Annotated in this window: 9 protein-coding genes; 8 read left to right on the top strand and 1 reads right to left on the bottom strand. The window is 30.2% G+C overall.

Annotated elements, in window-relative coordinates; all coding sequences use genetic code 11:
* The first annotated feature begins 64 nt into the window (after nucleotides 1-64).
* Together SOR60_RS07400 and SOR60_RS07395 are read left to right on the top strand one after the other, a co-directional pair.
* The gene (locus tag SOR60_RS07400) at nucleotides 65-1,867 is read left to right on the top strand and encodes a cytidylate kinase family protein (RefSeq protein ID WP_320595613.1); all 1,803 of its coding nucleotides are present in this window, start codon (nucleotides 65-67) and stop codon (nucleotides 1,865-1,867) included.
* A 91-nt stretch (nucleotides 1,868-1,958) separates the two neighbouring features.
* Nucleotides 1,959-2,354: an ATP cone domain-containing protein gene (locus SOR60_RS07395; RefSeq protein ID WP_154541203.1), complete on the top strand. Its 396-nt coding sequence runs from the start codon at nucleotides 1,959-1,961 to the stop codon at nucleotides 2,352-2,354.
* A 499-nt stretch (nucleotides 2,355-2,853) separates the two neighbouring features.
* Here the strand turns inward: SOR60_RS07395 and SOR60_RS07390 are convergent, their stop codons facing one another.
* On the bottom strand, nucleotides 2,854-4,278 hold the full coding sequence (locus tag SOR60_RS07390) for an FAD-binding oxidoreductase (protein ID WP_320595612.1): 1,425 nt from the start codon (nucleotides 4,276-4,278) through the stop codon (nucleotides 2,854-2,856).
* Nucleotides 4,279-4,798: 520 nt separating this feature from the next.
* On the opposite strand from SOR60_RS07390, the gene SOR60_RS07385 reads away from it, so the two are divergent.
* From SOR60_RS07385 to SOR60_RS07360, 6 genes are all read left to right on the top strand, one after another.
* Entirely contained in the window at nucleotides 4,799-5,935 is a 1,137-nt protein-coding gene (locus SOR60_RS07385) for an acyl-CoA dehydrogenase (protein ID WP_154541199.1), read from the top strand.
* Nucleotides 5,936-5,970: 35 nt separating this feature from the next.
* Nucleotides 5,971-6,783, top strand: coding sequence for an electron transfer flavoprotein subunit beta/FixA family protein (locus SOR60_RS07380; protein ID WP_154541197.1), 813 nt, complete (start codon nucleotides 5,971-5,973; stop codon nucleotides 6,781-6,783).
* Between the two features lie 12 nt (nucleotides 6,784-6,795).
* Complete coding sequence (locus tag SOR60_RS07375; protein ID WP_154541195.1) at nucleotides 6,796-7,800, top strand: electron transfer flavoprotein subunit alpha/FixB family protein; 1,005 nt, start codon at nucleotides 6,796-6,798, stop codon at nucleotides 7,798-7,800.
* Nucleotides 7,801-7,908: 108 nt separating this feature from the next.
* A complete protein-coding gene (locus SOR60_RS07370) occupies nucleotides 7,909-9,246 on the top strand; it encodes an acetyl-CoA hydrolase/transferase C-terminal domain-containing protein (protein ID WP_320595611.1) in 1,338 nt (445 codons plus the stop codon).
* Nucleotides 9,247-9,357: 111 nt separating this feature from the next.
* A complete protein-coding gene (locus SOR60_RS07365; RefSeq protein WP_320595610.1) occupies nucleotides 9,358-10,200 on the top strand; it encodes a 3-hydroxybutyryl-CoA dehydrogenase in 843 nt (280 codons plus the stop codon).
* A 496-nt stretch (nucleotides 10,201-10,696) separates the two neighbouring features.
* Nucleotides 10,697-11,923, top strand: a complete 1,227-nt coding sequence (locus SOR60_RS07360) for a S1C family serine protease (RefSeq protein WP_154541189.1) — start codon at nucleotides 10,697-10,699, stop codon at nucleotides 11,921-11,923.
* Nucleotides 11,924-12,100: the final 177 nt, after the last annotated feature.

Raw genomic sequence — 12,100 nt, 5'->3', positions numbered from 1 at the left:
TAGAAAAATATGATGTAAGTAATAAAGATAATTTTATATAGATAGTAAGTACTAGGAGGTTTTTATGGTTATTTCAATTTTGCAATTATTAATTACTTTTATATTGGTTTATTTATTTGGAAAAATTATTACAAAAATAAAGATGCCAGCAATATTGGGTTGGCTTATTGCAGGTATGATTTTAGGACCACATGCCTTGTCTCTAATGAATGAATCAATATTAGAGCAAACTTGGTATAAGGTCTTTATAAATATTTTGGAATGTACAGCTGGTTTAATGATTGGGACAGAACTGGTATTCAAGAGAATAAAAAAGTATGGAATATCAATTATTATTACAACATTAACACAGTCTTTGGGAACTTTTTTATTTGTATCTTTAATGTTTGCAATTATATTTTATATGACTAATATTCCTATATATCTGAGTATAATTTTTGGTGGAATTGCCTTAGCAACAGCACCAGCACCAGCCTTGTCTGTTGTTCGTGAATATGAAACAAATGGACCAGTAACTAGGACATTGATTCCAATGGCGGTTCTTGATGATATGGTAGGTGTGGTTGTTTTCTTTTCAGTTATGGCGTTTGTAATGAGCAATTTTTCACAAACTGGATTACCATCATATATTATAGTTTTGACTGTTTTACTTCCTGTAATAATAGGGATAGGGTGTGGATTATTATTTAGTCCTCTATTAAAGAAAAAAACAAATAGAAAAAATACACTTATAGTAATGATATTATCAATTATTTTAACTTCAATAATTGGCCTTTTCTTTAATTATTTTATTATGCCAAGACCTATGCTCAACTTTATGATAATTGGTATGGCGTTTTCTGCCACATTTTCAAATATGGTTCAAGAAGATAGGTTAGATCATATGATCTCATATTTTAATCCAATATTAGGAATAGCTCTTATATTTGTCATTCTTAATTTAGGGATGCCACTTGATTATGCCTTGATTACGGGAGCTGGATTGTATACTGTAATTTATATTCTTGCACGTGCCATTGGAAAATATTTTGGAGCATATTTTGGAGCGAGCATAACAAAATTACCTAATACGGTTAAAAAATATTTGGGTTTTACCTTATTACCACATTCAGGAGTTTCTTTAGTATTTACTGGTATAGCAGTTAATGCTTTAAAGAATCCAGCACCAGAAAGTGCAAAGATTCTACAAGGTACTATAGCAGCTGCAGCAGTAATTAATGAAATCATTGCAGTTTTAATGGCAAAAAAGGGTTTTGAATGGGCAAATGAATTAAATAATAAATCATTAACTAGTAGTAAAGATAATTCTGTAGTTATTACAATTAGTAGTAAATATGGAAATGGAGGTTTAGAAATTGCACAAAAGCTTTCAAAAGAATTAAATATACCTTATTATGATAAAGACTATCTATATAAAAAACATATAGAATCAAATAATGAGCCTAGTAAAAGTTTGCAATTATTTCAAGATAGCCTTTCTCTCAGTACTATACAGTCAGCTATACAACAACAAGAATATCAATATGTTGAAAAAGAAATAATAGATTTAGCAAATAAAGAGGATTGTATTTTCCTAGGAAGAAACGCTGATGATATACTTAAAAATAAGGACAACTTAATAAAAGTTTTTATATTTGCAGATTTTCCAAGTAGGGTTGAAAGGGTAAAAGTCCAATATAAGATTAAGGGTAATATTAAAGAAGAGATGGAAAAAGTCGATGAAATGAGAAGTACATTTTATAATTACTATACTAAAAAAAGATTTGGAGATGCAAATAATTATAATATTTGCTTAGATAGTTCTTCTATAGGAATTAATAATTGTATAAGTATTATTAAAGATATTTATATGTCTAAAAAACGATAGAAATTAAATTTGTATTAGAATTTATTTATTTTAACTCATTCATTTTTTAGAATTAGGGTAAATATATAAAAAGTAAATAAGGGGGAAAGTTATGTTAGATATAACAAAATTAATTTTAAGCTACTATGATAAAAAAAACTTATCAATTGAAGAAATGTCAAGTCAACTCGATAAGGCCAAATTAGAAGTTATAGAAAATTTTATAGATGATGAATTATATGTAAAAAAGAAGAGCACAAAGATTGAACCCTTTAGCATTGATAAGATAGCTTTATCTGTTGAAAACGCAGCAAAAGAAGTAGAGTCACCACTTAATAGTTCTGATTTGGAAATTATAAAAGGTGATATAGAAAAGATAGTGAAAAAAGAATGGAAAAAAATTATATCAACTAAAACCATTAGAGCTTATGTAGAAGATATCCTAAAAAAAGATGGCTATACTAAGGTATATGAGTCATATAGAAATTATATGAAGAAACTAAATTAGGAGATTTTTAATAATCTAAAGTTTACTATCATAAAGTATAAAAATTTTTTGTATATAAATTCTATAATTAAGTTAATTAAAGATGAAAGTAATTTAATAGGAGTCTTATTGTAAAATCTAATAAAACTATACAAAGAATCAATTAAATATTATAAAATTAGAAATTAATTTAAATAATATGTGAATTTACTTAATATCAAAATAAGTTTAAATGTTTTATAAATTATTTAGTATAATATTTAATATTATAATTTATCTGTAGATTGCAATATTATGTATAAGGGGATGTTGCAAAATTATGAATTTCTATGTTCCACCATTACAAGTTACCCATAGATAATTGACAATAGCCTGACAGCCTATGGAGGTCAAATTGTCGTGGAGAGGTTTGTAATGATTAATTCATTTTGCAACAGCCCTTATAATATGTTTATATTTATATATATCTTAGAAAGTTATATGTGTAAAAATGCAAACTCTCTTAATTATCTATCGGTAATCATTCTGATATAGCTATTACCTTATCAGGATTTAGAATCATATTTGGATCAAAAGCTTTTTTTATAGCTCTCATAAGTCTAATATTAACGTCACCTTCAAAATTTTTAAGATATTTTTTCTTTCCAAAACCTATACCATGTTCTCCAGAAATTTTACCACCCATTTCATAGGCTTTTTCATATATTATAGACATGAATTTGTCAACTTCTTCTTTAAATTGCTTAATCTTATCAACTTCATTTGAAAGAGTATATATATGAAGGTTCCCATCACCAGCATGACCAAATGACTTAACATCAAAGATATAAGATTTGCTCTCCTTATTGACAAAGTTAATATAATCAGCAATTTTTGTAACAGGAACTACAACATCACACTCATCTAATAGTTTGTATTGGCTTTCAATAGCTTCCAAAAAAGAATTCCTTGCAGCCCATGCATCTTTTATAGAGTTTGGAGTATCTGCGACTAAGACATCTATCGCTCCATTTTTGATTAGAATTTCTGCGGCTTGCTCTAGAGTATTATCAATTAAATCTTCATCATCACCATCAAAGCTTATAAGAAGATAGGCTCCAGCATCAATACCATCAAGTTTTTTAGGAAAAGTTTCCTTTCCTATGTATTTTTCACTAGCTATAACTATATCTCTTTCCATAAATTCAATAGCTTGTGGATTTAGATTGTTTTGAAATAGCTTTGGAACGGTAGAGATACAATTGTTTAAGCTTTCAAAAGGCACAATTAAGCTAACAATATATTTTGGATTTGGTACAATTTTTAAGGTTAATTCTGTAATTATGGCAAGTGTACCTTCGCTTCCTACCATTAAATCTTTCAAAGAATATCCGGTAGATGATTTTGAAACAATAGATCCAAATTCTGTAATTTCTCCTGTTGGAAGAACAACTTCCATTTTTCTTACATAATCTCTGGTTGTACCATATTTTACTGCACGCATTCCTCCAGCATTCAAAGAAACATTCCCACCTAAGGTAGCAAATTTTTCACCTGGATCTGGTGGATAAAGATAGCCCTTATCAAGACAAACTTTAGCTAAATCATTAAGTAAAACGCCTGGTTCTACCCTTACAATCATATTTTCTTCATCAAATTCTAGAATTTTATTCATAGATTGCATATTAATCATGATGCCATTTTTAATTGCCACGCCTGCTCCTGTAAGACCAGTTCCAGCACCTCTTGCAATGACAGGTATTTTTTCTTCATTACAGATTTTCATAATATTTGCTACATCCTCTTTGCAAGTAGCATCAACTAGACAATCGGGAATACCTTCTCCATATATTGGCATCTCATCATGAAAGAAGTCTTCGTTAACTTCATCTCCAACATAAACTGCTCCTTTGACTGCACTTTTAATTTTTTCAATAATATTGTCATTGATTTTGTTATAATCCATAAATCCTCCTACCTAATATAGATATGTAAATTTTGTATACTGATTATAACACTTGATAAAATAAAATTAAAGTTTTTACATAATTGTACTAAATGTTAGGAAAATAAAGAAATATATTACATGGGCAAATATAGATAAACAATGTTATTTTTCTTAATTATAAAAGGTAAAATTTTTAGAAAACTCTAAAGTAATCTAATAAAATAATAGCAAATAATAAAATAATATATAAAACATTTTCAGATTGATTTTTACATATTTGATAATAATTTGACTGATAAGGTATTTATGATATCATAATAATGAATTGGGTTTTGGATTTAGCTATCTATGACGTAATGTTAGTTAAAAAAAATACAGTAAATTCAAGTCATTTCTAAAAAACTTGATAAAATTTTAGCTTTTAGACTTGACAAGCTTGGTTACGATTGTTAATATAATAACATGAGTATTAAAATGTTTCTAGAGATTGCTTTCTTGATACTGAACGCAAAATAAGGAAAATTATTTAGGAGAAAACATGTATAAATTATCAGAAGAATATGAAGAAATGAGAGAGATGTTTCATAGCTTCGCTGAAGCAGAAGTAAAACCATTAGCACAAAAAGTTGACGAAGAACATATGTTTCCAGAAGAAACCATTAAAAAAATGCAAGAATTAGGTTTCTTTGGTATACCATTCGATGAAGAATATGGTGGACAAGGTGCAGATACACTTACATATATATTAGCAGTTGAAGAAATTTCAAAATATTGTGCTTCAACAGGTGTAATCCTTTCTGCTCACACATCATTATGTGCAGATTGCATTAATAAATTTGCAAATGATGAACAAAAGAAAAAATATCTTGCACCACTTGCAAGTGGAGAAAAATTAGGTGCATTTGGTCTTACAGAACCTAATGCAGGTACTGATGCATCAGGACAACAAACAGTTGCAAAGCTTGATGGTGATGAATATGTATTAAATGGAACAAAAATATTTATAACAAATGGTGGATATGCCGATGTTTATGTAATATTTGCTATGACAGATAAGGAACAAGGAACTAGAGGAATTTCTGCGTTCATAGTTGAAAAAGGAACAAAGGGATTTGACTTTGGTACTTTAGAAAACAAAATGGGAATCAATGGTTCATCTACAAGGGAATTAATCTTTCAAGATTGCAGAATACCAAAAGAAAATTTACTAGGAGAGCTTGGTAAAGGATTTAAGATAGCTATGGCTACTCTTGATGGTGGAAGAATTGGTATAGCAGCTCAAGCTTTAGGAATAGCAGAAGGTGCTTTAGAAAAAGCTGTTCAATATTCTAAAGAAAGAGAACAATTTGGACGTCCTTTAGCAAAATTCCAAAATACACAATTTAAATTAGCTGAAATGGCTATTGAAATAGAAGCAGCAAGAAACTTAGTTTATAATGCAGCTAAGTTAAAAGATGCTGGAGAAAGCTATACAGTAGCAGCTGCTGCAGCAAAACTTAAAGCATCTAGAACAGCATCATTTGTAGCTAATAGAGCAGTTCAAATTCTTGGTGGATATGGATATATCAAGGAATATGATGTTGAAAGAATGATGAGAGATGCCAAAATTACAGAAATCTATGAAGGTACTTCAGAAGTTATGCTGATGGTAGTATCAGGAGCACTTTTAAGATAATAGATTACACTGAATTTTAAATTAGGGGGAATGAAATGAATATTTTTGTATGTGCTAAACAAGTTCCAGATACTAATGAGATAAAAATTAATCCTGAAACTAACACATTAATTAGAAAGGGTGTGCCAAGTATTCTAAATACTTATGATGCTTTTGCACTAGAACAAGCATTGAGAATAAAGGATAAAGATCCTGAAAATGTTAAGATAGTTGTTGTATCTATGGGACCTAATCAAGCAGAATCAATGTTAAGAGATACATTAGCTGTTGGGGCTGATAAGGCTTACTTAGTTACAGATAGAAAATTTGGTGGCTCTGATACACTTGCTACAAGTTATATTATATCTGAAGCTTTAAAGGAAGTAGCTAAAAGAGAAGGTGACTATGATTTAATCTTCTGTGGTCTCCAAGCCATAGATGGTGATACAGCTCAAGTAGGACCTGAAATTGCTGAACATTTAGATCTTCCACAAGTAACTTATGGCTATACTGCAGAAGTTAATGACGAAGGTATTAAAGTTTTACAAGAAGTTGAAGGTGGAGCAAGAAATCTTCAAGTTAAAATGCCAGCTTTAGTAACATTTACTAAATACGGAGATGAAGAGCTTAGATATCCTAAAATCAAAAACAAAATGAAGGCTAAAAAAGCTACAATAGAAGAAATTACTTTTGAAGATCTTAAAGAAAATATTGATGAAACAGCAATAGGTCTTAATGGTTCACCAACAAGAGTTAAGAAATCTTATACACCTGAACAAAATAAAGCAGGAGAAATCTTCAATGAAGAAAATGCTAGTGATTCTGTAGATAAGTTAGTAAATGCTCTTGCAGATGCAAAACTTATTTAGGAGGATTTAGAAATGTCAGATAACAAAAATCTTTGGGTAATTGTTGAAACAAATCAAGAAGGAAAGGCTGTAAATGTAGGCCTTGAACTTATGAATCCAGGAAGAAGAATGGCTGATGCTATAGGCGAAAAACTTTATGCAGTTATAATTGGTTCTGGTGTTGATAAGGCAAAAGAAGAAGTTAAAGAATATGGTGTAGACGGAATTATCACAATTGATAATGAAGTTTATAAAGATTATAATACAGAAGTTTACACAGATGCAATTGAAAAATTAGTTAAAAAACATAATCCTAATATTATTTTAATTGGAGCTACAAACCTAGGAAGAGATTTAGGACCAAGAATAGCAGCAAGACTTCATACAGGTCTTACAGCAGACTGTACAGAACTTGATATAGATACAGAAACAAAGGATGTAAGATGGACAAGACCTGCCTTTGGTGGTAACCTTATGGCTATGATTTTATGTCCTGAACATAGACCACAAATGGGTACAGTAAGACCAGGAGTATTTAAAAAAGAGGCTGTTGGTGCAAAAGATGAAATTGATATTATAGATGAAGATATAACATTTGATGGGGAAGTAAGAACTAAAATACTTGATTTTATTCCTAGAGAAGAAGGAGAAGAAGTAGACTTAGTAGGAGCTGAATTTATAGTTTCTGGAGGTCGTGGATTAGGAGATCCTAAAAATTTCTCAATAATCAAAGACTTAGCTGATGCATTAGGTGGTACAGTTGGCTCAAGCCGTGCTGCAGTAGATGCTGGTTGGATTTCACACTCTCACCAAGTAGGACAATCAGGTAAAACTGTAGGACCTAGAATATATATAGCTGTAGGTATATCTGGAGCTATCCAACACTTGGCTGGAATTAATGCTGCTGATACTGTAATTGCTATTAATAAAGACCCAGAAGCTCCTATTTTTGCAAGAGCTGATTATGGTATAGTAGGGGATTTATTCGAAGTAGTTCCAAAACTTACAGAAGCAATTAATAAAAGAAAAGCTCAATAAATAATTAAATATTTTTTTCAATAATGGGTATATCTTTAAGGGTATCTCAAATGATTAAGGATGAGATCAATCTCATCCTTAAATTTTATTAAGATTAGGAGGAGTAAGATGGATTTTAGTAAACAATATAAAGAAAAGCTAATTAGTGCTGAAGACGCTGCTAAGCTTGTTAAGGATGGGGATGTTGTAGATTATTCTTGGGGTGTTATTACACCACATGATTTTGATGAAGCCTTTGCAAAGGAAATTACAAATCTAAATGATATCGTTGTCAGAGCAGGAGTAGAACTCGAACAGTTCAAAATATTTGATGCTGATCCAAACAATGAACACTTTGTTTATAATTCATGGCATTCACTTGGTATTTTAAGAAAATTAGTAAATGCAGGACGTGCTTTTTATGCACCAATAAAATACTCAGAACTTCCAAATTATTATAGAACATCTATAAGAAAATCAAATGTCTTTATAACTCAAGCAACACCAATAGATGATCATGGAAATTTCAACTTTGGTATTTCAGCATCACATTTACATGCAGCTATAGAAAACTCAGATGTAGTCATAGTTGAAGTAAATAAAAATGTACCAAGAGGACTAGGTGGCTTTGAAAATTATATAAATATAAAAGATGTTGATTATATAATAGAAGGCTCAAACCCAGATATGAAAACAATACCTCAACCAACACCTAATGAACTTGATAAAAAGGTTGCAAAATTTGTAGTAGATGAATTAGTGGATGGAGCAACACTTCAAATTGGTATAGGAGGTCTTCCAACAGCTATAGGAAATGAAATAGCTAAGTCTGATCTTAAAGATTTAGGAGTACATACTGAAATGTATGTAGATAGTTTTGTTGAATTATCAAAAGCTGGAATTATAACAGGTAATAAGAAAAACATCGATAGGGGTAGGCAAGTTTATGCCTTTGCTGCAGGTAGCCAAGAATTATATGATTATATAGACAATAATGAAGAATTAATGGCAGCCCCAGTTGATTACTGTAATGGAATGAAACAAATATCTGCTTTAGATAATTTTATGTCAATAAATTCAGCTCTAGAAATTGATCTTAATGGTATGGTTTCAGCTGAAAGTTCTGGAACTAAACATATCTCAGGCTCAGGTGGAGCTTTAGATTTTATGCTTGGGGCATATAATTCTAAGGGAGGTAAATCATTTGTAACACTTCTTTCATCAAGAGTAGATAAGGAAGGTAAGAGACATTCAAACATAGTACCAACCTTAAAATTGGGAACACAACCTACAGGGACAAGAGCAAATACACATTATGTTGCTACAGAATATGGTATAGTTAATCTTAAAGGACAATCTTTATGGGAAAGAACTGAAAAATTGATATCAATTGCCCACCCAGATGTAAGAGATGAACTTATAAAAGAAGCTGAAAAAATGAAGATTTGGAGAAAATCTAACAAATAGTTAAAAAAAAATCAATATACCTTGTCAAAATAATAAAGTCATGTTATAATAATAATATAAGTTATTAATTTAACAAACAAATCGAAACTTTAATTAAAAAAAGGAGCAAATATGAAAATCGGAGTAATTGGTTCAGGAATTATGGGAGGCGGCATTGTTGAAGTATGTGCCAAATTCCATGAGGTTGTAGTAAGAGACATCAAAGATGAATTCTTAGAAAAGGCAAAAGCTAGAATCGAAAAAGACTATAGCAAACAAGTTTCTAAAGAAAGAATGACCGAAGATGAAAAAGAAAAAGCTTTAAAAAACATCAGCTATACAACAGATATCAAAGACTTAGCTGAATGTGATGTAGTTATCGAAGCAGCTACAGAAAACCCAAGTCTTAAAAAAGATATTTTTAAAGAATTAGATGAAGTAGTAAAAGAAGGAGCAATTCTTGCATCTAATACATCATCTTTATCAATTACAGATATAGCAGCATCTACAAATAGACCTGAAAATGTCATTGGAATGCACTTCTTTAATCCAGTACCAGTGATGAAGCTTGTTGAAGTTATTAGAGGACTCCATACAAGTGATGATACAAATGAAAAAATCTTTAAATTAGCAGAAGAACTAGGTAAACAACCTATTGAAGTTAAAGAAGGACCAGGATTTGTTGTAAACAGACTTCTTATTCCAATGATTAATGAGGGAATTGGAGTTTTATATGATGGTCTTGCAAGTGTAGAAGACATTGATAAGGGAATGCAACTTGGAGCAAATCATCCAATGGGACCTTTAGCTTTAGCCGATCTTATAGGACTTGATACATGTCTTGCTATAATGGAAGTATTATTTAATGAATTTGGTGATAGCAAATATCGTCCAAGTCCATTATTAAGACAAATGGTAAGGGCTGGAGATTTAGGTAGAAAAACTGGTAAAGGATTCTACGACTATTCAAAATAAGATAAGATAAAATAGTATAAGAATCTTGCTTATGGCAGTTACTTAGAGCATCGACAATTACTAATTATTGGTTTTGTCGATGCTTTTATTTGTAAAATATAAAATTATAAATATTTTTCAATGAATTCTAGATATGCAAATTATCTTAACCTAATCAATATGTTGGAATGTTAATATCACTAAATTATATATGAAATTAAGCCATAGACATATTTACAATCATTTAGATATTTAGAATAAAAACTCGATAATATCATTTAAATTCAGTTTCTTATTTTTGTTTATAATTTTTTATTTATTATATGATGCCTTGTTTAAAATATCTAGTTACTAAAAAAATAAGTAGAACTTGAAAATAGGTATAAAACTAATATAATACTGATATGATTATATTTATTTATATATAATTTTAAATATGGATTTATATTATAACATATTATTTACATTTTTCTGTAACATAATATAATAAAAGTTTAATTAAATACAAGGAGGAAATATGAGAAAAAGATATAATGGTTCTGGTGGATTTTCTAATTTTTTATCAGGCCTTATAGGAGCTATTTTGGGTGGATTTTTAGTTTTTACACTCTTAGGTAGCTCTATTAAAAATTCCAATAATACCATAAAGAGTAATAATAGCAATGAAAAAGAAAGTGTTGTAAATATATCACCTAGTGATGATATGACTATGGAAAGAGCAGTAGTCGAGAAATCTATAAATTCTGTTGTAGGTATTACAACCAAGACTAAGGCTACACAAAATACTATTTTTGGTCCTCAAACAGGTTATGTTGAAGGAGTAGGCTCAGGTTCCATAGTAACTAAAGATGGTTATATTTTAACTAATTCTCATGTTGTAGATGATGGCGACGCTGGTGAGATAAATGTATTATTATCAAACAATAAGACTCTTCCAGCTAAGCTTATTTGGAATGACACCACACTTGATCTTGCTGTTATAAAAGTTGAAGAGAATAATCTTCCGGCTATTGCCTTAGGAGATAGTGATAAGGTTAAGGTAGGAGATAGGTCAGTTGCTATAGGAAATCCTCTAGGACTTGAACTCCAATCTACAGTTACAAGTGGCATAATATCAGGTTTAAATAGAACAGTATCATTCCAAAATGGAGCCCAAATGGATGGATTGATGCAAACCGATGCAGCTATTAATTCAGGAAATTCAGGTGGTGCACTTTTAAACAATAAGGGTGAACTTATAGGAATAAATACAGCAAAGGCAGGTAATTCTGATGGTATAGGTTTTGCTATTCCTGTTAATCTTGCAAAAACTGTTATAGATGAGATTTCGAAAACTGGTAAATTTAACTCAGTATATCTTGGTATAACTGGTATAAATCTTGACCTTTTACTTAAATCCAACAATATTGATGAGAAAAAGGTTGGGAGAAGTGAAGGTGTATATATTCAATCAGTTTCCGATAACGCCAGTGATTATTTCCAAAAGGGTGATATTATAACTGCTATAGATGATAAAAAAGTTAAGGATATGTCATCACTTAAGAAAATTTTACTTAACTATAGGGTTGGAGATAGTGCGAATATTTCTGTTATTAGAAAAGGAAAAGAAGAAAAAATTGACTTCAAGTTCACCTTGGATTCATCAAGTCTTGATGAATATAAGGAAATAAAGCCTAAAGACAAAGAAAATAGTGAGAAAAATGAAGAAAATCAAGAGACACTTCCAGATTGGTTAAGACCTTAATAAAGACTCCTAGAAAGGCTGTCTGAATTAGGGATTAGAATGAAAACTTAATTAACTTAATAAGGAAACTTTAGGTCGAAAAATAAAAGGCTATGAGCATTCAAACTCATAGCCTTTTTGCTATTCAAAATAATATATCTAACAAGACCCTGACAGTATCTTGAATTAATTAGGAAG

The organism is Anaerococcus porci, from assembly GCF_034090325.1.
Lineage (GTDB): Bacteria > Bacillota > Clostridia > Tissierellales > Peptoniphilaceae > Anaerococcus > Anaerococcus porci.
The sequence above is the reverse complement of the archived record's forward strand: the minus strand, read 5'-3'. Positions and strand labels throughout refer to the sequence as shown.

Excerpts from the sequence above, each read along its gene's own strand:
- SOR60_RS07400 (WP_320595613.1), top strand. The coding sequence starts at position 65 with ATGGTTATTTCAATTTTGCAATTATTAATTACTTTTATATTGGTTTAT.
- SOR60_RS07395 (WP_154541203.1), top strand. The coding sequence starts at position 1,959 with ATGTTAGATATAACAAAATTAATTTTAAGCTACTATGATAAAAAAAAC.
- SOR60_RS07390 (WP_320595612.1), bottom strand. The coding sequence starts at position 4,278 with ATGGATTATAACAAAATCAATGACAATATTATTGAAAAAATTAAAAGT.
- SOR60_RS07385 (WP_154541199.1), top strand. The coding sequence starts at position 4,799 with ATGTATAAATTATCAGAAGAATATGAAGAAATGAGAGAGATGTTTCAT.
- SOR60_RS07380 (WP_154541197.1), top strand. The coding sequence starts at position 5,971 with ATGAATATTTTTGTATGTGCTAAACAAGTTCCAGATACTAATGAGATA.
- SOR60_RS07375 (WP_154541195.1), top strand. The coding sequence starts at position 6,796 with ATGTCAGATAACAAAAATCTTTGGGTAATTGTTGAAACAAATCAAGAA.
- SOR60_RS07370 (WP_320595611.1), top strand. The coding sequence starts at position 7,909 with ATGGATTTTAGTAAACAATATAAAGAAAAGCTAATTAGTGCTGAAGAC.
- SOR60_RS07365 (WP_320595610.1), top strand. The coding sequence starts at position 9,358 with ATGAAAATCGGAGTAATTGGTTCAGGAATTATGGGAGGCGGCATTGTT.
- SOR60_RS07360 (WP_154541189.1), top strand. The coding sequence starts at position 10,697 with ATGAGAAAAAGATATAATGGTTCTGGTGGATTTTCTAATTTTTTATCA.